Source organism: Mycobacterium sp. SMC-13, from assembly GCF_045311035.1.
In the GTDB taxonomy this organism is placed as follows: domain Bacteria; phylum Actinomycetota; class Actinomycetes; order Mycobacteriales; family Mycobacteriaceae; genus Mycobacterium.
Map to the genome: position 1 here is coordinate 25,375 of NZ_JBJIAI010000030.1, position 24,693 is coordinate 50,067.

24 protein-coding genes and 1 rRNA gene are annotated in these 24,693 nt (G+C 68.2%); 20 read left to right on the plus strand and 5 right to left on the minus strand.

What is annotated here, in order from left to right; genetic code table 11:
* Positions 1-28: 28 nt before the first annotated feature.
* A complete protein-coding gene (locus ACJH6I_RS28130; RefSeq protein WP_061010623.1) occupies positions 29-1,057 on the minus strand; it encodes a zinc-binding dehydrogenase in 1,029 nt (342 codons plus the stop codon).
* 174 nt (positions 1,058-1,231) lie between these two features.
* On the opposite strand from ACJH6I_RS28130, the gene ACJH6I_RS28135 reads away from it, so the two are divergent.
* The 14 genes from ACJH6I_RS28135 to ACJH6I_RS28200 all read left to right on the plus strand — a co-directional run bounded on the left by ACJH6I_RS28135 (position 1,232) and on the right by ACJH6I_RS28200 (position 14,450).
* Positions 1,232-1,783 (plus strand): TIGR03086 family metal-binding protein, encoded by a 552-nt coding sequence (locus ACJH6I_RS28135; RefSeq protein ID WP_020103331.1) that lies wholly within the window; start codon positions 1,232-1,234, stop codon positions 1,781-1,783.
* 59 nt (positions 1,784-1,842) lie between these two features.
* Complete coding sequence (gene argC / locus ACJH6I_RS28140; protein ID WP_061007331.1) at positions 1,843-2,877, plus strand: N-acetyl-gamma-glutamyl-phosphate reductase; 1,035 nt, start codon at positions 1,843-1,845, stop codon at positions 2,875-2,877.
* Positions 2,874-4,079, plus strand: coding sequence for a bifunctional glutamate N-acetyltransferase/amino-acid acetyltransferase ArgJ (gene argJ, locus ACJH6I_RS28145; RefSeq protein WP_207546778.1), 1,206 nt, complete (start codon positions 2,874-2,876; stop codon positions 4,077-4,079). The genes argC and argJ overlap by 4 nt, the downstream gene beginning before the upstream one ends.
* Positions 4,076-4,960, plus strand: a complete 885-nt coding sequence (gene argB, locus ACJH6I_RS28150) for an acetylglutamate kinase (protein ID WP_064857959.1) — start codon at positions 4,076-4,078, stop codon at positions 4,958-4,960. The genes argJ and argB overlap by 4 nt, the downstream gene beginning before the upstream one ends.
* Positions 4,957-6,144 carry an acetylornithine transaminase gene (locus ACJH6I_RS28155; RefSeq protein ID WP_167837869.1) on the plus strand — a complete coding sequence of 396 codons (1,188 nt, stop codon included), beginning with the start codon at positions 4,957-4,959 and terminating at the stop codon, positions 6,142-6,144. Before argB ends, ACJH6I_RS28155 begins: the two co-directional genes overlap by 4 nt.
* A complete protein-coding gene (gene argF, locus ACJH6I_RS28160) occupies positions 6,141-7,070 on the plus strand; it encodes an ornithine carbamoyltransferase (protein WP_135355142.1) in 930 nt (309 codons plus the stop codon). The genes ACJH6I_RS28155 and argF overlap by 4 nt, the downstream gene beginning before the upstream one ends.
* Entirely contained in the window at positions 7,067-7,540 is a 474-nt protein-coding gene (locus ACJH6I_RS28165; RefSeq protein WP_133428208.1) for an arginine repressor, read from the plus strand. The genes argF and ACJH6I_RS28165 overlap by 4 nt, the downstream gene beginning before the upstream one ends.
* A gap of 26 nt (positions 7,541-7,566) precedes the next feature.
* Positions 7,567-8,766, plus strand: coding sequence for an argininosuccinate synthase (locus tag ACJH6I_RS28170; RefSeq protein WP_064857955.1), 1,200 nt, complete (start codon positions 7,567-7,569; stop codon positions 8,764-8,766).
* Entirely contained in the window at positions 8,767-10,185 is a 1,419-nt protein-coding gene (gene argH / locus ACJH6I_RS28175; protein WP_061007326.1) for an argininosuccinate lyase, read from the plus strand. It abuts the gene before it with no gap.
* 6 nt (positions 10,186-10,191) lie between these two features.
* On the plus strand, positions 10,192-11,628 hold the full coding sequence (locus tag ACJH6I_RS28180; protein ID WP_406784950.1) for a tetratricopeptide repeat protein: 1,437 nt from the start codon (positions 10,192-10,194) through the stop codon (positions 11,626-11,628).
* 123 nt (positions 11,629-11,751) lie between these two features.
* Positions 11,752-12,051 carry an HNH endonuclease gene (locus ACJH6I_RS28185; protein ID WP_061007324.1) on the plus strand — a complete coding sequence of 100 codons (300 nt, stop codon included), beginning with the start codon at positions 11,752-11,754 and terminating at the stop codon, positions 12,049-12,051.
* A 26-nt stretch (positions 12,052-12,077) separates the two neighbouring features.
* Positions 12,078-13,637, plus strand: a complete 1,560-nt coding sequence (locus tag ACJH6I_RS28190; protein WP_406784951.1) for an HD domain-containing phosphohydrolase — start codon at positions 12,078-12,080, stop codon at positions 13,635-13,637.
* Positions 13,638-13,689: 52 nt separating this feature from the next.
* Positions 13,690-14,088: a nuclear transport factor 2 family protein gene (locus ACJH6I_RS28195; RefSeq protein WP_406784952.1), complete on the plus strand. Its 399-nt coding sequence runs from the start codon at positions 13,690-13,692 to the stop codon at positions 14,086-14,088.
* The gene (locus ACJH6I_RS28200; RefSeq protein WP_061007321.1) at positions 14,085-14,450 is read left to right on the plus strand and encodes a DsrE family protein; all 366 of its coding nucleotides are present in this window, start codon (positions 14,085-14,087) and stop codon (positions 14,448-14,450) included. Before ACJH6I_RS28195 ends, ACJH6I_RS28200 begins: the two co-directional genes overlap by 4 nt.
* Here the strand turns inward: ACJH6I_RS28200 and ACJH6I_RS28205 are convergent.
* Complete coding sequence (locus ACJH6I_RS28205; protein WP_406784953.1) at positions 14,440-16,248, minus strand: ABC-F family ATP-binding cassette domain-containing protein; 1,809 nt, start codon at positions 16,246-16,248, stop codon at positions 14,440-14,442. The two genes, ACJH6I_RS28200 and ACJH6I_RS28205, sit on opposite strands and share 11 nt — an antisense overlap.
* Positions 16,249-16,379: 131 nt before the next feature.
* Here ACJH6I_RS28205 and ACJH6I_RS28210 point away from each other — a divergent pair, with 131 nt between their 5' ends.
* From ACJH6I_RS28210 to ACJH6I_RS28220, 3 genes are all read left to right on the plus strand, one after another.
* Complete coding sequence (locus ACJH6I_RS28210; RefSeq protein WP_406784954.1) at positions 16,380-19,352, plus strand: acyl-CoA synthetase; 2,973 nt, start codon at positions 16,380-16,382, stop codon at positions 19,350-19,352.
* 88 nt (positions 19,353-19,440) lie between these two features.
* Positions 19,441-19,872 carry a hypothetical protein gene (locus tag ACJH6I_RS28215; RefSeq protein ID WP_406784955.1) on the plus strand — a complete coding sequence of 144 codons (432 nt, stop codon included), beginning with the start codon at positions 19,441-19,443 and terminating at the stop codon, positions 19,870-19,872.
* A gap of 6 nt (positions 19,873-19,878) precedes the next feature.
* Positions 19,879-20,085 (plus strand): Trm112 family protein, encoded by a 207-nt coding sequence (locus tag ACJH6I_RS28220; RefSeq protein ID WP_406784956.1) that lies wholly within the window; start codon positions 19,879-19,881, stop codon positions 20,083-20,085.
* On the opposite strand, the gene ACJH6I_RS28225 is transcribed toward ACJH6I_RS28220, so the two are convergent.
* From ACJH6I_RS28225 to ACJH6I_RS28235, 3 genes are read right to left on the minus strand one after another with little or no spacing between them, the layout of a single operon-like run.
* Positions 20,082-20,705 (minus strand): TetR family transcriptional regulator, encoded by a 624-nt coding sequence (locus tag ACJH6I_RS28225; RefSeq protein ID WP_064860761.1) that lies wholly within the window; start codon positions 20,703-20,705, stop codon positions 20,082-20,084. The genes ACJH6I_RS28220 and ACJH6I_RS28225 overlap by 4 nt on opposite strands.
* Complete coding sequence (locus tag ACJH6I_RS28230; protein WP_406784957.1) at positions 20,702-21,520, minus strand: ABC transporter permease; 819 nt, start codon at positions 21,518-21,520, stop codon at positions 20,702-20,704. The genes ACJH6I_RS28225 and ACJH6I_RS28230 overlap by 4 nt, the downstream gene beginning before the upstream one ends.
* Entirely contained in the window at positions 21,454-22,218 is a 765-nt protein-coding gene (locus tag ACJH6I_RS28235) for an ABC transporter ATP-binding protein (RefSeq protein WP_406784958.1), read from the minus strand. Before ACJH6I_RS28235 ends, ACJH6I_RS28230 begins: the two co-directional genes overlap by 67 nt.
* Before the next feature lie 68 nt (positions 22,219-22,286).
* Between ACJH6I_RS28235 and ACJH6I_RS28240 the strand changes: the two genes are divergently transcribed.
* From ACJH6I_RS28240 to ACJH6I_RS28250, 3 genes are all read left to right on the plus strand, one after another.
* Positions 22,287-22,898, plus strand: a complete 612-nt coding sequence (locus ACJH6I_RS28240) for a DNA-3-methyladenine glycosylase (protein ID WP_061007313.1) — start codon at positions 22,287-22,289, stop codon at positions 22,896-22,898.
* Between the two features lie 38 nt (positions 22,899-22,936).
* Entirely contained in the window at positions 22,937-24,235 is a 1,299-nt protein-coding gene (tyrS, locus tag ACJH6I_RS28245; RefSeq protein WP_406784959.1) for a tyrosine--tRNA ligase, read from the plus strand.
* Between the two features lie 396 nt (positions 24,236-24,631).
* Positions 24,632-24,693 (plus strand): 16S ribosomal RNA (locus tag ACJH6I_RS28250); the annotation flags it as partial.

Below are 24,693 nucleotides of genomic sequence, written 5' to 3' on the forward strand. Positions count from 1 at the left end.
AATGTGACTCCTTTGCGACAGAAACGGATCAGGCGGGGGTGGCGACGTCGAGCACCACGCGGAACCGGGCGCGGCCGGACATCATCCGGTCATACGCACGGGGTGCTTCGGTGAAAGGCATGGGCTCTACGAGCGGCGCGATCTGGTGCGTGAGGCTGAACGCCAGGTTGTCTTCGTTGTCGATCGCAGAACCGGTCAGACTGCCGAGGATGCTGCGGCCCCCGAAGATCAGGTCGGATGTGTGAACAGGCAGCGGCTCGGGGGATGCCCCGACAACGACCAAACGTCCGCGGGGCCGCAGTCCGGCGACCAACCCTGCCATCGACGGTCCGCTCGACGCCGTCGCGATGACGGCGGCGGCACCGCCGAGTGCGTTGAGCGTCGATGCGACATGTTCGGTCGAGCTGTCGATGAAATGGTCGGCGCCCAATGTCTTTGCCAGCTCCTCCTTCCCGGTGCCGCGCGCGACGGCGGCGACCTGGAATCCCATCTTCTTTGCGTACTGGATGCCGAGATGGCCGAGCCCGCCGATGCCTTGGATCGCCACCAAGCTGTTCAGCGGTGGCCCAGCGGCGCGTATCGCGTTGAACACTGTGACACCCGCGCAGAGCAGCGGGGCTGCGGTGAGCGCGTCGAAACCGTCTGGGACACGGACCAATCCGGTGGACCGGGCGTACATGATCTCGGCATAGCCGCCGTCTGTGGTGGTACCCGGCTGTGGTTGATCACTGCAGTTGACGAAGTCTCCGCGGCGGCAGAAGTCGCACTGCCCGCACTGCCCGCCGAGAAACCCCACTCCGACGCGGTCACCGGCCTGCCAGCGTGGATCGACGCCGGTGCCGACAGCGTCGATGATGCCGATCACCTCATGTCCCGGCACCACCGGTTCCTGCGGGTCGGTTCGCTGCCCCTCCACGGCGAGCACGTCGCTGTGGCACACCCCGCAGGCCAACACGCGGATGCGGACCTGCCCATGGTCCGGCTCCCGAAGTTCCCGTTCCACGAGGGTGAATTGCCGCTGTCCGGTCACCTGATACGCCCGATATGCCGTCACCACGTCAGGACATCAACCCGGACCGAATCGCGGTATCCGCACGGTGACCGTCGTTTGGCGTGCGGCGGGCGTGACGGTCTTCCAAGTGATCTGGCCAGGTTGGCAAGCGTTGTCCGCCGCGGCCGGCAGTCAGATTACTTATGCCGCGCTTCGCGATGCACGGCGAGAATCACCGGCATGAACGAATTGTCGAGCGCTGAAATGGCATTGGCTGCGATTCTCCCGGTGCTGGCCGCCGCCGTCGGCGAGAGTGTGCGATTGCCGACGCCCTGCCCGGGATTCGATGTGGCCGCGCTGGCGGATCATCTGGCGGGAACTGTGACAATGGTGGGCGAGGCGGCTGGGGCGCAGGTTTTCGTCACGCAGAACGCGGGCATCGGGACACGCATCTCGCAGACCACGAATTCGGTGATCGACGCCTGGCGCGCTCGGGGCACGGAAGGCGACGCGATGTTCGCCGGCAGGGTCATGCCTGCGCACCTGGCGTTGGGAGTGCTGTCGGTCGAGTTGGTGGTGCACGGTTGGGACTTCGCGCAGGCACTGGCACGCCCGCTGGCTGTCGCCGCCGCACACGCCGACTTCGTGCTCTCGCTTGCACAGCGCATCATCACCCCGGACAGTCGGCGTACTGCGGGGTTCGACCCTCAGGTACCGGTAACCACCGATGCCGAGGCTCTTGATCGCTTGGTCGCTTTCACCGGGCGTCATCCGCGACAACACGTTGCGTGACTCCAGAAGGCGCAGTAATTGGTTTGCAAGTTGATGCATAAACATGCAGAATCGCTCGTATGACTTCTGTGGCGGTGGCTGGCGCCAGTGGGTATGCCGGCGGCGAGATTCTGCGGCTCCTGCTGGGCCATCCGGCCTACGCCGACGGTCGCCTCACCATCGGTGCGCTGACCGCCGCGGGCAATGCCGGCACCACGGTCGGTGACCACCACCCGCACCTCCTTCCGATCGCAAACCAGGTGCTCCAGCCCACCGAGGTCGACGTTCTCGCCGGGCACGACGTCGTCTTCCTGGGTCTGCCGCACGGACATTCGGCCGCGCTCGCGCAGCAACTCGGCCCGGACACCCTGATCGTCGACTGCGGCGCCGACTTCCGGCTCACCGACGCCGCGGCCTGGGAGAAGTTCTACGGCTCCGAGTACGCCGGCAGCTGGCCCTACGGGCTGCCGGAGCTGCCCGGCGGCCGGGACAAGCTCGTCGGTACGAAACGCATTGCGGTTCCGGGCTGTTACCCGACCTCGGCGCTGCTGGCTCTCGTGCCGGCCGTCGCGGCCGGGCTCGTCGAGCCCAACGTCACCGTGGTGGCGGTCAGCGGCACCTCGGGCGCCGGCAAGTCCGGCAAGGTCGACCTGTCGGCCGCCGAGGTCATCGGCTCGGCCCGGGCCTACAACGTCGGCGGCGCGCACCGGCACACGCCGGAGATCGCCCAGGGCCTGCGGGCCGTCACCGACAAGGACGTGACGGTCTCGTTCACCCCGGTGCTGATCCCGACATCGCGCGGCATCCTCGCGACGTGCACCGCGCGCACCACGGCGTCCGTCGAGGAGATCCGGGCGGCGTACGAAAAGGCTTATGCCAGTGAGCCGTTCATCCACCTGCTGCCGGAAGGACAGCTGCCCAAGACCGGTTCGGTCGTGGGCAGCAACGCCGCGCAGATCGCCGTCGCGGTCGACGAGGACGCGAAGACCCTTGTCGCTCTGTGCGCCATCGACAACCTGACCAAGGGCACCGGCGGCGCGGCAGTACAGTCCATGAACATCGCGCTCGGCTGGCCGGAAACCGAAGGACTATCCACCGTGGGAGTAGCACCGTGACCGACACCCCGTCCCTGCATCGCAACCAGGGCGTCACCGCGCCGGAAGGCTTCCGGGCAGCCGGAATCGCAGCCGGCATCAAGGCTTCCGGGAAACCGGACCTGGCGCTGGTGTTCAACGAGGGACCCGACCTGTCGGCCGCCGGGGTCTTCACCCGCAACAAGGTGCGGGCCGCTCCCGTGCAGTGGAGCGAACAGGTCCTCAAGAGCGGCCGGTTGCGGACGGTCATCCTGAACTCCGGTGGCGCCAACGCCTGTACCGGCCCGGGCGGTTTTCAGGACACCCACCAGACCGCCGAGGCCGTCGCCGCCGCGCTGAGTGACTGGGGCACCGAGACCGGGGCCATCGAGGTCGCGGTGTGTTCGACGGGCCTGATCGGGGATCGGCTCCCGATGGACAAGGTGCTGGCCGGTGTCACCGAGATCGTGCATGAGATGGCCGGTGGGCTGTCGGGCGGTGACGAGGCCGCGCGGGCCATCATGACCACCGACACCGTGCCGAAACAGGTTGCGCTGCACCACCCGGGCAAGTGGACCATCGGTGCCATGGCCAAGGGTGCCGGGATGATGGCGCCGTCGCTGGCGACCATGCTGGTGGTCATCACCACCGACGCCGTCGCCGACGCTGAAGCGCTGAACCTCGCCCTCAAGAACGCGGCCGGCAGAACCTTCGACCGGCTCGACATCGACGGCAGCTGCTCCACCAACGACACGGTGCTGCTGCTGTCGTCCGGCGCCAGCGAAATCCGGCCCAGCCAAAGCGAATTGGACGAGGCGGTCCTCGCCGTCTGTGACGACCTGTGCGCGCAGCTGCAGGCCGACGCCGAAGGCGTCACCAAGCGCATCGCGATCACCGTCAAGGGCGCGGCCAGTGAGGACGACGCCCTCGTGGGTGCCCGAGCGCTGGCGCGCGACAGCCTCGTGAAGACCGCGCTGTTCGGGTCCGATCCCAACTGGGGCCGGGTCCTGGCCGCCATCGGCATCGCGCCCATCGAACTCGTGGCGGACCGGATCAGCGTGTCGTTCAACGGTTCCGCGGTGTGCATCGACGGTGCCGGCGCGCCGGGAGCCCGGGACGTCGACCTCTCGGGCGCCGACATCGAGGTCGTCGTCGACCTGCAGATCGGCGAGCACGAGGCCACCATCCGGACCACCGACCTCTCGCACGCCTACGTCGAAGAGAACTCGGCGTACAGCTCATGAGCACGGCCGGGCTCTCGACCGCGGTGAAGGCGGCGGTGCTTGCCGAGGCGCTGCCGTGGCTCAAGCAGCTGCACGGCAAGATCGTCGTGGTTAAGTACGGCGGCAACGCCATGACCGACGACACCCTCAAGGCGGCCTTCGCCGCCGACATGGCGTTCCTGCGCAACTGCGGCATCCAGCCGGTGGTCGTGCACGGCGGTGGTCCGCAGATCAGCGCGATGCTGAAACGCCTTGGTATCGAAGGTGATTTCAAGGGCGGCTTCCGCGTCACCACGCCCGAGGTCCTCGACGTCGCCCGGATGGTGCTGTTCGGGCAGGTCGGCCGCGAGCTCGTCGGGCTGATCAACGCCCACGGCCCGTACGCGGTCGGCATCACCGGTGAGGACGCACAGCTGTTCACCGCGGTGCGGCGCAGCGTGACGGTCGACGGCGTGCCCACCGACATCGGTCTGGTCGGCGACGTCGAACACGTCAACGCCGAGGCCATCCTGGATCTCATCGACGCGGGCCGGATTCCGGTGGTGTCCACCATCGCTCCCGACGCCGACGGCGTGGTGCACAACATCAACGCCGACACCGCCGCGGCCGCAGTCGCCGAAGCGCTCGGCGCCGAGAAGCTGCTGATGCTCACCGACGTCGAAGGCCTGTACACCGACTGGCCGGACCGCACCTCGCTGGTCACCGAAATCGACACCGCCGCACTGGCACAACTCTTGCCGAAGCTCGAATCCGGCATGGTGCCCAAGATCGAGGCATGCCTGCGGGCCGTGGAGAACGGTGTCCCGAGCGCGCACGTCATCGACGGCCGGGTCGAACACTGTGTCCTCGTCGAGCTGTTCACCGACGAGGGCACCGGAACCAAGGTCGTGTCACCCGCATGAAGGGAACCGAAGCAATGCAAGCCCGTTGGCAAGCGGTGATGACCAACAACTACGGCACGCCGCCCGTCGCGCTGGTCAGCGGCGACGGCGCCGTGGTCACCGACGCGGACGGCAAGAGCTACGTCGACTTCCTGGCCGGCATCGCGGTGAACGTGCTGGGACATCGTCATCCGGCGGTGATCGAGGCCGTCACCACGCAGCTGAACACGCTGGGCCACACCTCGAATCTGTACGCCACCGAACCGGGTATCGCGCTGGCCGAAGCCTTGGTGGCCCAGCTCGACGCGCCGGCGCGAGTCTTCTTCTGCAACTCCGGCGCCGAAGCCAACGAAGCCGCGTTCAAGATCAGCCGGCTCACCGGCCGCACCAAAATCGTTGCGGCCCAAGGGGCGTTCCACGGCCGCACCATGGGCTCGCTGGCCCTGACCGGCCAGCCCGGTAAGCAGGAGCCGTTCCTGCCGCTGCCCGGTGACGTCACCCACGTGCCGTACGGCGACGTCGAGGCGCTCGAAGCGGCCGTGACCGACGAGACCGCGGCGGTGTTCCTCGAACCGATCATGGGCGAGGGCGGCGTCGTCACCCCGCCGGCCGGCTACCTGGTCAAGGCACGAGAGCTCACCGCGAAACATGGTGCGCTGCTGGTGCTCGACGAGGTGCAGACGGGAATCGGCCGCACGGGCGCGTTCTACGCGCACCAGCACGACGGCATCACGCCCGACGTCATCACGCTGGCCAAGGGCCTCGGCGGCGGTCTGCCCGTCGGCGCCTGCATCGCCATCGGCGATGCGGCCGAACTGCTGCAGCCGGGCATGCACGGCAGCACCTTCGGTGGTAACCCGGTGTGCACGGCTGCGGGCCTGGCGGTCGTCAAGACCCTCGCCGATGACGACCTCGTGCACCGCGCCGACGCCGCCGGCAAGACGCTGGCACACGGTATCGAGGAGCTGAACCACCCGCTGGTCGACCACGTGCGTGGCCGCGGGCTATTGCTCGGCGTCGTCCTGACCGCGCCGCAGGCCAAGGCTGTCGAGAACGCCGCGCGCGACGCGGGTTTCCTCGTCAACGCCGCGGCTGCCGACGTCGTGCGGCTGGCGCCGCCGCTGGTCATCACCGACGCGCAGATCGACGCGTTCCTGACCGCCCTACCCACCGTTCTCGACACCGCAGCAGGGGAGTCCCAGTGATCCGCCATTTTCTCCGTGACGACGACCTGACGCCTGAAGAGCAGGCCGAGGTCCTCGCGCTGGCCGCCGAACTCAAGAAGGCGCCGTTCAGCCGTCGTCCGCTCGAGGGCCCGCGAGGCATCGCCGTCATCTTCGAGAAGAACTCCACCCGCACCCGCTTCTCGTTCGAGATGGGCATCGCCCAGCTCGGCGGGCACGCCGTCGTCGTCGACGGTCGCAGCACGCAGCTGGGCCGCGAGGAGACCCTCGAGGACACCGGCGCCGTGCTGTCGCGCTACGTCGACGGCATCGTCTGGCGCACGTTCGCGCAGGAGCGCTTGACGGCCATGGCGTCGGGCGCGACCGTACCGATCGTCAACGCCCTGTCCGACGAGTTCCACCCCTGCCAGGTGCTGGCCGATCTGCAGACCATCGCCGAGCGCAAGGGCAAGCTGGCCGGGCTCAACATGAGCTACCTCGGCGACGGCGCCAACAACATGGCGCACTCGCTGATGGTCGGCGGCGTCACGGCCGGCCTCAACGTGACCATCGCCGCGCCGAAGGGCTTCGAGCCCGACCCGCAGTTCGTCGAGGCCGCCAAGAAGCGCGCGGCGGAGACGGGCGCGACCGTCACCGTCACCACCGACCCGCAGGCCGCCGCCGACGGCGCCGACGTCCTCGTCACCGACACCTGGACCTCGATGGGCCAGGAGAACGACGGCCTGGACCGCGTGCGGCCGTTCCGCCCGTTCCAGGTCAACACCGCGCTGCTGGGCCGCGCCAACGATGACGCCGTGGTGCTGCACTGCCTGCCGGCGCACCGCGGGGACGAGATCACCGACGAGGTGATCGACGGCCCGCAGAGCGCGGTGTTCGACGAGGCCGAGAACCGTCTGCACGCGCAGAAGGCCATGCTGGTCTGGCTGTTGGAGCACAACGCACGATGACCGCACCGACCCGGGCCGGACGACAGTCGCGCATCGTGGCGCTGCTGTCGGCGAACCCGGTGCGCAGCCAGACCGAACTCGCGGCCCTGCTCGCCGCGGAGGGCATCGACGTCACCCAGGCCACGCTGTCGCGGGACCTGGAGGAACTCGGTGCGGTCAAGCTGCGCGGCGCCGACGGCGGCACCGGCGTCTACGTCGTCCCCGAGGACGGCAGCCCCGTCAAAGGCGTCTCGGGCGGCACCGAGCGGCTGTCCCGACTGCTCGGCGAGCTGCTGGTGTCCACCGACGCCAGCGCCAACCTGGCGGTGTTACGTACGCCACCTGGGGCGGCGCAGTACCTGGCCAGTGCAATAGATCGGGCGGCTCTGCCTTATGTTGTGGGCACGATCGCCGGTGATGACACCCTTTTGGTTGTCGCCCGCGAACCGATGAGCGGCGCCGAGCTCGCCGCCACCTTCGAGAACCTGTAGCAGTACTAGAACAAGGAGATTGACACATGTCCGAGCGCGTCATCCTGGCGTATTCCGGCGGTCTGGACACTTCGGTCGCGATCAGCTGGATCGGCAAGGAGACCGGCAAAGAGGTCGTCGCCGTGGCCATCGACCTGGGCCAGGGCGGCGAGGACATGGAGGTGGTGCGTCAGCGTGCCATCGATTGCGGCGCTGTCGAGGCCGTGGTTGTCGATGCGCGCGACGAGTTCGCCGACGAGTACTGCCTGCCCACCATCAAGGCCAACGCGCTGTACATGGACCGGTACCCGCTGGTGTCGGCGATCTCGCGCCCGCTGATCGTCAAGCACCTGGTCGAGGCGGCCCGCAGCCATGGCGGCACCGTCGTCGCGCACGGCTGCACCGGCAAGGGCAATGACCAGGTCCGCTTCGAGGTCGGCTTCAACACCCTGGCCCCCGAGCTGGAGGTCATCGCCCCGGTCCGCGACTACGCCTGGACCCGCGAGAAGGCCATCGCCTTCGCGCAGGAGAACGACATCCCGATCAACGTCACCAAGAAGTCGCCGTTCTCGATCGACCAGAACGTGTGGGGCCGCGCCGTCGAGACCGGCTTCCTCGAGGACCTGTGGAACGCGCCGACCAAGGACGTCTACGACTACACCGAGGACCCGACGGTCCACTTCAACACCCCTGACGAGCTGATCGTCAGCTTCGACAAGGGCCGCCCCGTCGCCATCGACGGCCGCCCCCTGAGCGTGCTGCAGATCATCCAGGAGCTCAACTCCCGCGCCGGTGCGCAGGGCGTCGGCCGCCTGGACGTCGTCGAGGACCGTCTGGTCGGCATCAAGTCCCGCGAGATCTACGAGGCCCCGGGCGCCATGGTGCTGATCACCGCGCACACCGAGCTCGAGCACGTCTGCCTGGAGCGCGAGCTCGGCCGCTACAAGCGCGGCGTGGACCGCAAGTGGGGCGAGCTGACGTACGACGGCCTCTGGTACAGCCCGCTGAAGGCCTCGCTGGAGGCGTTCGTCGAGCACACCCAGCAGCACGTCTCCGGCGACATCCGCCTCGTCCTGCACGGTGGCCACATCTCGGTCAACGGCCGTCGCTCGGGTGAGTCGCTCTACGACTTCAACCTCGCCACCTACGACGAGGGCGACAGCTTCGACCAGAGCGCGGCCAAGGGCTTCGTCCAGCTGCACGGCCTGAGCTCCAAGATCTCCGCCAAGCGCGACCTGGGTCTGTAAATGTCGGGCAGCACGACCAACGAAGGTTCGCTGTGGGGTGGCCGGTTCGCCTCCGGACCGTCCGACGCGCTTGCCGCCCTGAGCAAGTCGACGCACTTCGACTGGGCGCTGGCGCCCTATGACGTCACCGCGTCCAAGGCGCACGCCCGCGTGCTGCACAACGCCGGGTTGCTCACCGACGAGCAGCGCGACGGACTGCTGGCCGGGCTGGACAGCCTGGGGAACGACGTCGCCGACGGCTCCTTCGGGCCACTGCCGACGGACGAGGACGTGCACGGCGCGCTGGAGCGCGGTCTGATCGACCGCGTCGGTGACGACCTCGGTGGCCGGTTGCGCGCCGGCCGGTCCCGCAACGACCAGGTGGCCACGCTGTTCCGCATGTGGCTGCGCGACGCCATCAAGACCGTCGGCAACGGCGTGCTCGACGTGGCGGCCGCGCTGGCCGGCCAGGCCGAGGCGCACCCGACGGCGATCATGCCCGGCAAGACGCACCTGCAGTCGGCGCAGCCCGTGCTGTTGGCCCACCACCTGCTCGCGCACGCGCACCCACTGCTGCGCGACGCCGACCGGCTGCTGGATCTGGACAAGCGGGCCGCGGTGTCGCCCTACGGATCCGGTGCGCTCGCCGGTAGCTCGCTCGGCCTGAACCCTGACGCCATCGCCGCGGATCTGGGATTCCATGCGGCCGCGGACAATTCGATCGACGCCACGTCGTCGCGTGACTTCGCCGCCGAGGCGGCTTTCGTCTTTGCGATGATCGCCGTGGATCTGTCTCGGCTGTCCGAGGACATCATCCTCTGGAGCACAACGGAATTCGGCTACGTCAAGCTGCACGACTCCTGGTCGACCGGCAGCTCGATCATGCCGCAGAAGAAGAATCCCGACATCGCCGAACTGGCGCGTGGCAAGTCCGGCCGCCTCATCGGCAACCTGGCCGGTCTGCTGGCGACGCTCAAGGCACAGCCGCTGGCCTACAACCGGGATCTGCAGGAGGACAAGGAGCCGGTCTTCGACTCCGTCGCGCAGCTCGAGCTGCTGCTGCCCGCGATGGCCGGCCTGGTCGGCACCCTGACGTTCGACACCGACCGGATGGCGGCGCTGGCGCCGCTCGGTTACACGCTGGCCACCGACATCGCCGAATGGATGGTGCGCCAAGGCATTCCGTTCCGCATCGCGCACGAGGCGGCAGGCGCGGCGGTCAAGGCCGCCGAGGCCAGGGGAGTCGGACTGGAAGAACTCGCGGCCGACGAGCTCGCGGGCATCCATCCGGGGCTCACCGCCGAGGTACGGGACGTCCTTACCATCGCCGGTTCGGTCGACTCCCGTGATGCCCGCGGTGGCACCGCGCCGGCCCGGGTCGCCGAGCAGCTCACCATCGTTCGGGATCGGGCGGCGCAACTGCGGTCGCAGCTGGGGTAGGCGCCGGTGGACGTCGAGGCGGTGGTGCTGCGGGCCCAACTGCTCGGCGACGTCGGCCAGTGGCAAGCCGCCGCGGACCTGTTGTCGTCCGCCCTTGCCGAGCACCCACACGACGGACAGCTGCTCGCGGCATTCGCCGTCGCGGCCTACAACGTCGGAGATCTGGACCGTGCCCGCGCCGCGGCAGAGGCGGCGACAGCGCAACACGACACGTCGCTGTCGGCGTTGCAGGTCCTGGCGCGCGTCAGCCTCTCGGTGAGCCGCACCGCGGACGCGGTCCGGTATGCCCGCCGGGCTGCAGGCGCGCATCCCCATGACGCCGACGCGCACATGCTCCTGGCGACCTGCCTGGCGCAGGTGCCGGATCGGCGTGCCGCGCTGGCGGCCCTGGATCGAGCGTTGGAACTCGAATCCCATGACGCTGAGCTGTTCTTGGCCGCGGCACGCGTGGCCCGCCGGTGCGGTGACGACCGTGCTGCGCAATTCATCGCCACCGGATTGGACCTCGATCCAGCCAATGCCGATCTGCAAACCGAGGCCGCCGCGGCTCGGACTTTCGCCGGTGAGCGCGTGGCGGGTCTGTCCGCGGTTCTGGTCGACGCACCCACCCACGACGCAGCGCGACACACTCTCGCGCAGACCGTGTGGGGCACCATCGCGCGGCTTGCCAGTGGCGTGTGGATCTATACGTTGGCGGTCGTCCTGTTCTCCGCGTGGGTGCCGCCGTCGGCGTTGCGTCATCTGGCGCCGGTGTTGATGGCGCCGCTGCTGGTGCACTGGACTCGCACCTTCTTCCGGGTGCGCAAGCAGCTTCCGCGCGGCTACCTGGCCCGGCGTCTGCGGCACAGTCCGATTGCGTTGGCCGGCATCGGATTGGCCGCATTCGCCGCGATGATCGCCACCTTGGCACCCGTGCTGATCATCGTCGGATGGAGCCCGGACGGGGTTCGCCTCGGGTACGACGCACTGATCGTCGCGTGTCTGCTGGCCGGGCTCGCGCACGTCATGGTGACCATCGGGCGCCTTCGGAGCGACCGCGACGTGAGCCTGGGCGACCATCTGGCCGAGCAATCGGGCTACTGGTTGGTCTGGCTGCTCGGCTTGGGGCTGCCGGTCGGCCTCGGGTGGGCGTGTTACCCATTGGCAGCGCAGCCCGGCGCGCTGTGGTTCGCGCTGATGGTGCTGCCGATCGTGTTCGGGGTCCGCTGCATGGAGTACATCGTGGCGCTGGCCGGCCGGGGTCTGCGGTGGCCGGGGTATGTCATGGCGGCGCTGTTCCTCGCCGGTTGTGTGTGGCTCGTGCTGTGGTGCGGCCACCGGGCGGCGAGCATCGATTTCAAGTATCGGCCGGGCCCGTTGTCACCCGGCAACATTCAGGTGCCGACGTTCAGCCCGCTGCCGCCCATCCCGACCTTCCCGGTGCCGGCACCACCCGGCCGCTGAACCAGCCGACACCGCCGATCGGTTGCGGGCCGCCTGCAGGGCTGAGCCAGTCCGCGGCCGTAGGCTCATGCGGTGCCAGTTCGCAGCCGCGCCGCCGTCTACGCCAGACGTCGCAAACGCCGGATGGCGAAGGTCGACCACGACCTGACGACACAGCAGTGGGCTGTCCTGCAAGAGATTTGGGGTGGTTGTGCCTACTGCGGCGCGGACGACGCCGACCTGCAGAAGGACTGCGTGCAGCCCATCTCCCGCGGCGGGCGGTACACGCTCGACAACGTGGTGCCGGCGTGCCGGTCGTGCAACGCCAGCAAGTGCAATGCCGAAGTCACCGGCTGGTTACGCCGAAAGAAGTTGGACGAGGGCAGGTTTCTGCTCCGGAAGGCCACCATCGCCAGGGAACTGGCGCAATACGCCGACTCCTGACGCCGCCCGACGCCTACGCTGAGCCGATGGCCGCTACGCAGACGCCCGAAGTGCGCCTGGCGGAGCTCGTCGCCTCGCTCTCGCTCGCCACCGATCTCGGTCTGGGACAGCCGCAGGAGCATGTGTTGCGCCAGACGGTCATCGCGACGCGCCTGGCCGCGGCCGCGGGCATGGCGCCCGAGCTTCAGGCCGCTGCCTTCTATGTGTCGCTACTGGCCTGGATGGGATGTGTTGCCGACTCGCACGAGCTGGCGCACTGGTTCGGTGACGACCTACAGATGCGGTCCGACAGCTACCGGGTGGACAAGGCCGGACCCGGCATGGCGCGCTTTCTGCTCGGACACCTCGCGCAAGGGCAGCCGGCGTTGCAGCGCATCACCATGGTCGGCCGTTTCCTGGCCCAGGGCGTCGTCGAGATGCCGAAACTGTTTGTCAGCCACTGTCAGACGGCCAGCGACATCGCGGACCGTTTGGACCTGCCGCCCGAGGTGCGCGCCGCACTGCTCGACGCCTTCGAGCGCTGGGACGGCAAGGGTGTGCCGGGCCGGGTCCGGGGTACGCAGATCCAGCCGGTGATGCGCGTCGTGCACATCGCCGACGACGCCGAGGTGCACCACCGCAGCGGCGGCGTCGACGGCGCGCTGGCGATGCTGCGCAGCCGCCGGGGGACCGAGTTCGACCCCGAGCTGGTGGACGTGTGCTGTGCCCGGTCCGACGAGATTTTCGGGGGACTCGACACCGTCGACGCCTGGGGCTCGGTGATCGGGGGCTGCGCGTCGCTCGATTGCACCATCCCCGACGCCGAATTGACCGCGGTGCTGCGGGTTTTCGCCGACTACGCAGACCTGAAATCGCCCTGGTTCCTGGGCTATTCACGCCGCGTCGCCGAACTCACCGCGGCGGCGGCCAGAGCGGCCGGACTCAGTGCCGACGACGTCGCTCTCGCCGAGCGCGCGGCGTTGGTACACCGGATCGGGGCCATCGGTGTCTCGACGGGCATCTGGAACAAGCCGGGTCCCTTGACCATTGCCGAACGCGAGCGCGTTCGCACCGTCCCGTATCTCACCGAACGGGTGCTGTGCCGACAGCCGCGGCTGTGCGAGATCGGCGCGGTCGCCGCGGCCGGCCACGAACGCATGGACGGCAGCGGGTACCCACGCGGGCTCACTGGCACGGCGATCCCGGCGCCGGCCCGGCTCCTGGCTGCCGCGGCGGTCTACCAGGCACTCGGCGAGGATCGCCCGCACCGGACCGCGTTGGCACTCGCCGACCGCGCCGAGGCCCTGCGCGCGGAGGTCACCGCAGGGCGGCTCGACGGCGCCGCGGTCGGAGCGGTGCTGACCGCCGCGGGCTGCCGGCCCGGCCGCCGTACCCCACTCGTCGCCGGCCTGACCGGCCGCGAACTCGAAGTCCTCGAGCTACTGGTCCGTGGTTCGTCCAATCGGCAGATCGCCCAACATCTTTCGATCACCCCACGCACCGTCGGCACCCACGTCGAACACATCTACACCAAGATCGGGGTGTCGACCCGCGGCGCCGCCGCCATGTTCGCCATGCGCCACGGGTTGGTCAGCACGGCTGAATAGATCGGGTATTCACCCGATGTGCCCGGGTGTCGGCGGGCCGTAGAACCGATACATGAACAACGACACCGGCACAGGATGGGCAGTGGCGGGCGCCTTCCTGGAGGCCTTCGCCGGCCAGGATTTCGCCGCGCTCGCCGAATGCCTAGATCCCGAGGTACATTTCCGCGCCCTGATCCCGCCCGGCCTCGTCGACGTGACCGGCGCCGACGACACCGTCGGGCGCTTCCGGCACTGGTTCGGCGCCGACACCTTCGAACTGGTCGATGCTTCCGTCGGCCGCGTCGGCGACCGCGTCGCGCTGAGCTGGCGGGTTCGCACCTCGCCACCGGGCGACCCGACCGCCGTCAAGATCGTCGAGCAGCGCCTGTTCGCCGCCGCCGATGACCGCATCCGTTCAATCGACTTGCTGTGCTCAGGATTTCAGCCCGAACAGAAGGAGAACCGCTCATGAGCTCGAAAGTGGCGATCAGCCTCACCACCGGTCTGGAGGACGCCGAGAAGGTCACCATCGCCCTGCTCATGGCCGTCGGCGCGGCCGAACAGGGACACCCGACGATGATGTTCCTGGCCAAGGAAGCCGTGCGCCTCGCCCAACCGGGATTCGCGCTCGGCGTCGCGTGCGACGGCTGCCCACCACTGCCTGACCTGATGGCCCGCTACGCCGCCGCCGGCGGCAAGTTCCTCATCTGCCCGATCTGCTTCAACGCCAAAGCCCTTGACGCCGAACACATCGTGGCCAACGCGGACCTCGGCGGCACCATCCCGCTGTGGCAGTGGATCGGCGACGAACCGGCCACCACGTTCAGCTACTGACGTCCTCGGACAACTCCATCCAGCGGTCCTCGAGTTCGGTCACTTCACCTTCGAGCTCGCGCAGCGAGCCCGTGAGGCGTTGCAGCCCTTCGTAATCGCCTTGGTCATGCTCAGCCAGACGCTGGTGTGCCGTGTCGATCTGGCCGGAGAGTTTCTCCAGTCGCCGCTCGATGGCGGTGAGTTCCTTCTGCGCCGCGCGCAGCTCGGCGCCGGACAAGCCCCCGGCTGAGCCGGCGGCCGCCACCGCCGCCGGCTTTGTCACCGCCGCACCGGTCTGCGCCGCGTGCGAGGCCCGCAGCCGCAGGTACTCGTCGACCCCGCCGGGCAGGTGGCGCAGACGACCGCCGAGGATGCCGAACTGCTGATCGGTGACGCGCTCGAGGAAGTACCGGTCGTGGCTGACGACGATCAGTGTGCCCGGCCAGGAGTCCAGCAGATCCTCCATGGCCGCCAGCATGTCGGTGTCCAGATCGTTGGTCGGCTCGTCGAGGATGAGCACGTTCGGTTGTTCCAGCAGGATCAGCAGAAGTTGCAGTCGGCGCTGTTGTCCACCGGACAGATCCTTTACCGGCGTGGACAGCTGGGCACTGGCGAAGCCGAGGCGCTCCAGCAGCTGGCTCGGCGTGAGTTCCTGTGCCTTGGAACCAGATCCGAACGAGTACGTCGTGGCGAGCCGGCTCAGCACCACACGCACGGGTTCATCGAGATGCTCGGCCAGCTTCTCGACGCCCTGGGTGAGGGCGGCGATCTGCACCGTCTTGCCGTGCTTGACCCGGCCCCCGGTCGGCTCGACCGAGCCGTCGATCAATCCGAGCAGCGTCGACTTGCCGGCGCCGTTGACGCCGAGGATGCCCGTGCGCTCGCCGGGGGCGATCCGCCACTCGACGTCTTGCAGCACCTGCCGGTCGCCGTAGGTCACCGACGCGTCCAGAATGTCGACGACCTGCTTGCCCAACCGGGTCACCGCCAGCGACTGCAGCGCCACCTTGTCACGGATCTCGGGCACATCGGCGATCAGCGCGTTGGCGGCGTCGATGCGGAACTTCGGTTTCGACGTGCGCGCGGGTGCGCCGCGGCGCAGCCACGCGAGTTCTTTGCGGGCCAGGTTCTGCCGCCGGGCCTCAGAGGCGGCCGCCTGCCGGTCGCGCTCCACGCGCTGCAGGATGTACGCCGCGTAGCCGCCTTCGAAGGGCTCGACGATGCGGTCGTGCACCTCCCAGGTCGCGGTGCAGACCTCGTCGAGGAACCACCGGTCGTGGGTGACGACGAGCAAGCCGCCGGCGTTGGCGGCCCAGCGCTTCTTCAGATGCGCGGCCAGCCAGGTGATCGCTTCGACGTCGAGGTGGTTGGTCGGCTCGTCGAGGATCAGGACGTCGTGGTCGCCGGCGAGCAGACGGGCCAGGGCCACGCGGCGGCGCTGTCCGCCCGACAGCGTGCCGATCACCGCGTTCCAGTCGAGGTCGCCGAGCAGCCCGGCGATGACGTCGCGGCCGCGCGCATCGCCGGCCCATTCGTGCTCGGGGACGTCGCCGACGACGGCGTGCCCGACGGTGTCGGTGTGGTCGAGGGTGTCGGCCTGGTCGAGCATCCCGATCCGGACGCCGCCGCGCACCGTCACCCGCCCGGAGTCGGGCTTGAGCCGGCCGCCCAGCATTGCCAGCAAACTGGATTTGCCGTCGCCGTTACGGCCGACGATGCCGATCCGGTCGCCCTCCTCGATCCCGACCGTCAGCGAATCGAAAACCACACGGGTCGGAAATTCCAGATGCAGGGCTTCGGCCCCGAGTAGATGCGCCATCAGGCGCAGATTCTAGGCGTCGGCCGCAGGTGCCTCTGCCACGCCGTAACCACGAGGTAACCAGCGCGTTGTGCCATGATGGCGTCGTAATCGGGGGGATTTGTACTTATTTGACCAAAAGGGAGTACCCGGTGGTGGACTTTTCGGTGATCACCGGGCCGGTGGAGCGGTTGGTAGCTACCGCTCAAAACGGCCTGGAAGTGCTGCGCTATGGCGGTTTGGAGACGGGCGCCGTGCCGTCGCCGTTCCAGATCGTCGAGAGCGTGCCGATGTACCGCCTGCGGCGCTACTTCCCGCCGGACGCGCGTCCGGGCGCGGCGCCGGCCGGTTCGCCGGTGCTGATGGTGCATCCGATGATGATGTCCGCCGACATGTGGGACGTGACGCGCGACGACGGCGCCGTCGGCATCCTGCACGCCGCCGGCCTCGACCCGTGGGTCATCGACTTCGGCTCGCCGGATCAGGTGGAGGGCGGCATGGACCGCAACCTGGCCGACCATGTGGTGGGGCTCAGTGCGGCCATCGACACCGTCAAGGAGACCACCGGCAAACACGTCCACCTGGCCGGCTATTCGCAGGGTGGCATGTTCGCCTACCAGACCGCCGCGTACCGGCAGTCCCGCGATCTGGCCAGCATCATCGCCTTCGGGTCCCCGGTGGACACGCTGGCCGCACTGCCGATGAACATGCCGGCGAACCTGGCATCCGGTGTCGCGGACTTCATGGCCGACCATGTCTTCAGCCGCCTCAACATCCCGGGTTGGCTGGCGCGCAACGGTTTTCAGATGCTGGACCCGATCAAGACCGCGCAGTCGCGCCTCGACTTCTTGCGCCAGCTGCATGACCGTGAGGCGTTGTTGCCGCGCGAGCAGCAGCGCCGGTTCCTGGCCAGCGACGGCTGGATCGCCTGGTCCGGCCCGGCCATCGCGGAGCTGCTCAAGCAGTTCATCGCGCACAACCGCATGATGACCGGCGGCTTCGCCATCCACGGCAATCTGGTGACGCTGTCCGACATCACCTGCCCGGTCCTCGCCGTGGTCGGCGAGGTCGACGACATCGGTCAGCCCGCCGCGGTGCGCGGTATCAAGCGCGCCGCCCCGGAGGCCGACGTCTACGAATACCTCATTCGCGTCGGGCATTTCGGTCTCGTCGTGGGTTCCAAGGCCGCCGGCCAGAGCTGGCCGACGGTGGCGTCGTGGGTCAAGTGGCTCGACGCCGGCGGACCGATGCCTGCCGACGTGGTACCGATGCCGTTGCAGTCCGAACTGCCGCGCGAGTCGGTGCCGCTGGCGATCCGCGTGGCCCACGGTGCCGCAGCCGCGACGGAGATGGCGTTCAGTCTCGCCAACACCGCGGCCGACGCCGTGGTGACGGCCGGTAAGTCGACGCGGGCGCTGGCCATCGAGACCGTCCGGACCCTGCCGCGGCTGGCCCGTCTCGGCCAGATCAACGACCACACGCGAATCTCGTTGGGCCGCATCATCTGTGAGCAGGCCCAGGGCGCGCCGGACGGTGAGTTCCTGCTGTTCGACGGCCGCGTGCACACCTACGAGGCAGTGGACCGCCGCATCAACAACGTCGTCCGCGGACTGATCGAAGTCGGTGTGCGGCAGGGCGTTCGGGTCGGCGTGTTGATGGAGACCCGACCCAGTGCGCTCGTCGCCATCGCGGCGCTGTCGCGTCTCGGCGCGGTGGCCGTCCTGATGCCGCCCGATGCCGACCTGGCCGTGGCAGCCCGCCTCGGTGGCGTCACCGACATCATCTCGGACCCGGCGAATCTCGATGCGGCCCGGCGGCTGCGGACGCGCGTGCTGGTGCTCGGTGGCGGCGAGAACCGCGATCTGCACCTGACCGACGACGCCGACGTCGTCGACATGGAACAGATCGACCCCGACGTCGTCGAGCTGCCCGGCTGGTACCGGCCCAACCCCGGCTACGCGCAGGACCTGGCCTACATCGCGTTCGCGAACGTCGGCGGCGAGCTGGTGGCCCGGCAGATCACCAACTTCCGCTGGGCGCTGTCGGCATTCGGCACCGCATCGGCGGCCAACCTGGGCCGCGGCGACACCGTCTACTGCCTGACCCCGCTGCACCACCAGTCCGGCCTGCTGGTCTCGCTCGGCGGCGCCGTCGTCGGCGGCGCGCGCATCGCGCTGTCCCGTGGATTGCGGCCCGACCGCTTCGTGCACGAACTGCGGCAGTACGGCGTCACCGTCGTGTCCTACACGTGGGCGATGCTGCGCGACGTCATCGACGACCCGTCGTTCGTGATCAACGGAACCCACCCGGTGCGCCTGTTCATCGGCTCAGGCATGCCGGCCGGATTGTGGCGCCGCGTCGAGCAGGCGTTCCAGCCCGCGCATGTCCTGGAATTCTTCACCACGACCGACGGTCAGGCCGTGCTGGCCAACGTGTCGGGCGCCAAGATCGGCAGCGAGGGCCGGCCACTGCCGGGCGGCGGCCAGATCGCGTTGGCCGCCTACGACGTCGACGACGACCTCATCCTCGAGGGCGACGACGGTTTCGTGGCGCTCGCCGAGCCCAACGAGGTGGGCGTGCTGCTGGCCAAGCCCCGTGGGCCTGTCGACCCGACGGCGTCGGTGAAGCGTGGTGTCTTCGCGCCGGGGGACACCTGGGTCTCGACCGAGTTCCTGTTCCGCCGCGACGACGACGGCGACTACTGGATGGTCGACAACCGCCGTTCGGTCATCCGCACTCCGCGCGGCGCCGTGTTCGGCAAGGAGGTCGGCAATGCGCTGGGCCGTCTCGACGCGGTCGACATCGCCGTCACCTACCGGGTGCCGGTTGCCGATCGGGAGCTGGCGGTCACGGCGTTGAGCCTGCGTCCGGGTGGCAGTGTGCTGCCCGCCGACCTCCGTGAAGCGTTGGCCGATCTGCCTGTCGGTGTGGTGCCGGACCTCATCCATGTGGTGCCGGAGCTGGCGCTCAACGCGTCGTATCGCCCGGTGCTGGCCGAACTGCGGGCCGCGGGCGTGCCCGAATCGACGGACAACTCGTGGCAGTTCGACGTCGACAGCGACTCGTTCGTGCCCTTCACCGCGGCCGCCCAGGCCGAGTTGACCGGGACGAGCAGTCTGTCGTGACAGCCTGCCGGTCCTGGTTGTCGCTGTTAGGCTGCGGTTTGTCAGTCGGGGTTCACGCCGTCGGGCGCAGATATCGAATGGAGAACGCATGACGTCACACACCAGCCGGAGGCGGCGTGGTGTTGCCGGCGCGATTCTGGCGGGAGCTGTGGCTGCCGGGATGATGGTCACTCCTGCCGCGGCACACGCCGACATCCTGGACGACCTGGACGCCCAGTACGACATCGGTGCCAGCGGCGGTGATCTCTCGAAGCTGCTCCACACGGCGCTCAAGCTGCGTTCGCAGGGCTTCGGTCCCTCGCGGGGCAACCTCGCCGATATCGAGGCGGCGCTCGACCAGCGTCCCAACCAGGTGCCGCTGATCCATGCGCTGCAGGACACGGTGAAGTTCCAGAAGCGCAATCAGGCGCGCGCCGCCGGCGCGAAGCCGCAGAACCCCATCGTCATCGGTGGTCCGGGTGGCCTGCCGCCTGGCCTGGTGCCGGGTACCGGTGGCTCGCAGATTCCGTTGGGTGGCTGACGCACGGTGATCGACGAAGCGCTGCGCGCGATTTTGGTGTGCCCGCAGGACCGGGGTGAGTTGCTGCTGGTCGGGGACGAATGCCTGTACAACCCGCGGTTGCGCCGCGCGTACCGGATCGACGCCGGGGTACCGGTGCTGCTCATCGACGAGGCGGTCGACGTCACCGACGGCGCCGAGCATCAGCGACTGCTCGCCGCTGGCCAGCGTTAGCTCAGGGCCGGCAGGTCGCCGGTGAGGTAGCGCTGCAGGTTGGGCGCGATCGTTTCCGCGATCTGTTGCACGGGAAGCGATCTGAACGGCTCCAGTTGCAGGATGTAGCGGGCCATCACGACGCCCATCAGCTGGGAAGCGACGAACTGCACGCGGGTTCGTCCCGTGCCGGGCGGATTGTCAACCCGCGCACCGACTTCGGCGGTGATCACGTCTTCCAGGAAAATCCGGATCAGGTTGACGTCGTCGCCCGCGAGCATCGAGCGCAACGCCGCGATGAATCCCACGCCGAGCTCCGAATCCCAGATCGGGAACAACAGCGACGGCAGGGTGTGGCCGAGTTCGTCGACGGGGGTCTCCCGTAACGGGCCCAGCACCATCTGCGGATCGATGGGAATGTGCACTGCCGCTGCGAACAGCTGCTGCTTGGTCCCGAAGTAGTGATGCACCAGCGCCGCGTCGACACCGGCGGCAGCGGCGATCGCCCGCACCGACGTGTTGTTGAAACCGTTGCGGGCGAACAGGTCCCGCGCACACGACAGGATCGTCTCCTTGGTGTCCGAGGTTCCGGTGGGACGACCGGGCGGCTTGCGGCGCGGCCGCGGCTGTGTCGTGGTCATGGGGTCCGACGACGCAGGGTCGCGGCGGCCAGGCACATGGTGACGACCGCGAACGCGATCACGATCACGATGTCGCGCATTGTGGTGCTGGTGATGTCGGGGTGGCCGGCCACCTGCTGGAGAGCTTCGAGCGCGTAGGTCGCGGGTAGTGCGTCACTGATCCACCGTAACCAGTCGGGCAGCATTTCGCGGGGAACGATGATGCCGCACAACAGCAGTTGCGGAACGATGACCACCGGCATGAACTGCACGGCCTGGAACTCGGTACGCGCGAAGGCACTGCACAACAGGCCCAGTCCGACGCCGAGCACCGCGTTGATGATCGCGATGAGGAAGACCAGGGCGGGACTACCTGCGGTGTCGAACCCGAGGAACCAGAACGAGACCAGGCAGGCCAGCGTCGCCTGAGCGGCCGCGGCCACCGAGAATGCCGATCCGTAGGCGGCCAGCAGATCCAGCCGGCGCAGGGGAGTGGTCAGGATCCGTTCCAACGTGCCCGAAACCCGTTCGCGCTGCATGGTTATCGAGGTGATCAGGAACATGACGATCAGCGGGAAGACGCCGAGCAGGATCAGACAGGCGTTGTTGAACGGCGACAGCGTGCCGGGACGGTGCGGCAGATCGTCGAACATGAAGTACATCAAGGTGATGACGGCGCTCGGCACCACCAGGATCATCGCCATGCTGCGATGGTCGGCGGCGAGCTGACGCAGGATGCGGGCCGTCGTGGCCAGGTAGGGCTGCAGCGTCAGCCGGCTCTGGCCGCGGTGCTGCGCCGGATGACGGTCAGGAACGCTTCCTCCAGCGATGAACATCCGGTGTCCTCTCGTAGTTGGGTGGGCGTGGTGTGTGCGAGCAGACGGCCGTCGCGCATCAGCAGCAGTTCGCCGCAGTGATCGGCCTCGTCCATCACATGGCTGGACACCAGCAGGGTGGTGCCGCCGCGGGCCAGTCGGTCGAACTGGTCCCAGAGGTCGACCCGCAGGACCGGGTCCAGGCCCACCGTCGGTTCGTCGAGCACCAGCAGGTCAGGTTTGGACACCAATGCGCAGGCCAATGAGGCGCGCGTCCGCTGCCCGCCGGACATGTTGCCGCACAACGCCGTTCGGTGATCCTGCAGGCCGACGGCAGCGATCGCCTCGTCGGCCGCGGTCTTGCTCGAGCCCGTCAGCGCCGCGAAATACCGCACGTTGTCGATGACGCGCAGATCGTTGTAGACCGTCGGCTCCTGCGTCACGTACCCGACGCGGCGGCGCAGGTCGGCCGATCCGCCGGGTTTCCCGAGCACGGTGACCGTGCCGTTCGTGATGATCTGCGTACCGACGATGGCGCGCATCAGGGTGGTCTTGCCGCAGCCGGAGGGGCCGAGCAAGCCGGTGATGCTGCCACGCCGGACCTGCAGGGACACGTCGTCGATGGCGCGCCGCTTACCGCGGACCACGGTCAGGTTCTCGATCCGAATTGCCACGTCAGCGGCATGACCATGTAATTCACCAACCGATGAACTCATCATAGGATGAATAATCCGCTCATGGCGTCGACGTGTCAACGGCCGGCTCGGACCGGGCAGAATGGCGGGCCATGAGTGCCGAGCTACTCGCCGTCGATCCGGTGACCGCGGCTCGACGGCTGCTCGGCGCCACGTTGTACGGCCGGGGCGTCGTCGCGACCGTGGTCGAGGTCGAGGCCTATGGCGGCCCACCATCGGGACCCTGGCCGGACGCGGCTGCGCACTCGTTCCGTGGGCCGACGCCCCGGAGCTCGGTGATGTTCGGGCCGGCCGGGCACTTGTACACCTACCGCAGTCACGGAATCCATGTGTGCGCCAACGTGGTTTGTTGCACTGATGGCGTGGCCGGTGCCGTACTGCTCCGTGCGGCTCGCATCGTCGGTGGTGACGGCGTGGCCGCGAGTCGGCGGCGGGCCGGCATCACGCCCGCGGCGTACGCCCGGGGCCCGGGCAATCTGTGCGAGGCGCTCGGAATCACCTTGGCGGACAACGGCATTGACCTGATGGATCGCCGATCACCGGTTCGGATCGAACTTAATCCGCCGCAGGAGGCGAGCGCCGGGCCGCGAGTGGGCGTCAGTCAGGCCGCCGACCGCCCATGGCGGTTCTGGTTGCCGGGTACGCCCGAGGTATCGAATTACCGGCGCAGTCCCCGGGCGCCGGCACTGGGCGACAGCGACTGATGGCGGTGGCCGACCTGCTATAGGGGAAGATCGACGTCGTGAGTACTGGCATCCTCGATGAACTGGACTGGCGCGGCCTGATCGCGCAATCGACCGACCGCGAAGCGCTCGCCGCCGCGACGACGGATGGGCCGCTCACGCTCTATGCCGGCTTCGACCCGACCGCACCCAGCCTGCACGCCGGACACCTGGTTCCCCTGCTCACGCTGCGGCGATTCCAGCAGGCCGGCCACCGACCCATCGTGCTGGCCGGCGGTGCCACCGGCATGATCGGCGATCCCCGCGACAACGGTGAGCGGACGATGAACACCGCCGACACCGTCGCCGACTGGGCCGAACGTATTCGCGGTCAGCTGGAGCGCTTCGTCGAGTTCAACGACTCCGGCAACGGTGCGATCGTCGAGAACAACCTGTCCTGGACCGGGCCGATGTCGGCCATCGAGTTCCTGCGTGACCTGGGCAAACACTTCTCGGTCAACGTCATGCTCGACCGCGACACCATCAAGCGGCGCCTCGAAGGCGACGGCATCTCCTACACCGAGTTCAGCTACATGCTCCTGCAGGCCAACGACTTCGTCGAGCTGTACAAGAAGCACGGCTGCAGTCTGCAGGTCGGCGGCTCTGACCAGTGGGGGAACATCATCGCGGGCGTCCGCCTGGTGCGCCAGAAGCTGGGCGCGACCGCACATGCGCTGACGGTTCCGCTCGTCACCTCGGCCGACGGAAAGAAGTTCGGCAAGTCGACCGGCGGCGGCAATCTGTGGCTCGATCCGGAGCTGACCAGCCCATATGCCTGGTACCAGTACTTCGTGAACGCGGCCGACGCCGATGTCGTGGGCTACCTGCGCTGGTTCACCTTCCTGTCCGCCGACGAGCTCGGTGAACTCGCGATCGCTACCGCGGAGCGTCCGCACGAGCGGGCTGCGCAGCGCCGGCTGGCTCGGGAGCTGACCACGTTGGTGCACGGTCAGGCGGCGACCGACGCCGTCGAGCTGGCGAGTCAGGCGCTGTTCGGCCGCGCCGAGCTGGCGGATCTCGATGAGTCGACGCTGTCGGCGGCGCTGACGGAGGCCAGTAATGGCCAGGTCGCGGAGCTGGCACCAGGTGGTCCGGACGGGATCACCGATCTGTTGGTTGCGACGGGCCTGTCGAAGAGCCGCGGGGAAGCGCGCCGGACGGTCGCCGAAGGCGGCGTCTATGTGAACAACGCACGAGTGGAAAGCGACGAGTGGGTACCACAGCAGTCGGACTTTCTCGGTGAGCGCTGGCTGGTGTTGCGGCGTGGCAAGCGCCACATCGCAGGGGTGCGGCGGGTTGGCGGCTCCGGCCAGGTGTGACGGCCCCTCTGACCAGGGGAAACATCCCGCTGACCTGGCGATTTGACTCGCTGTTAGCCCTGCCGTAACTTATTCCAGGTCAGAGCGACACGGACAAGCGCCGGAGAGCGAAGACCAAATCCGAGAGTAACACCCATTAAGTTGGGAGTTCCTCACTGCCCGCACTACGGACCGCGGCTTTTAGCCGCGGGTTTGTTGCGCGGTCAGGCCGGGCGTGTTGTTTGAGAACTCAATAGTGTGTTTGGTGGTTTTTGTTTGTTGTTTTTTGACCATGCCTCGTGTTTTCCCGTTTGTGGGGTGTGGTTGTTTTTTTGATGCCAGTTTGTTTGGTGTCTTTTGTTTAGGTCAGATTGTTCTGAACTTGAAATTCTGCCCTGTCTTTGGATGGGGAGTTTTTGTTTGGAGAGTTTGATCCTGGCTCAGGACGAACGCTGGCGGCGTGCTTAACACATGCAAGT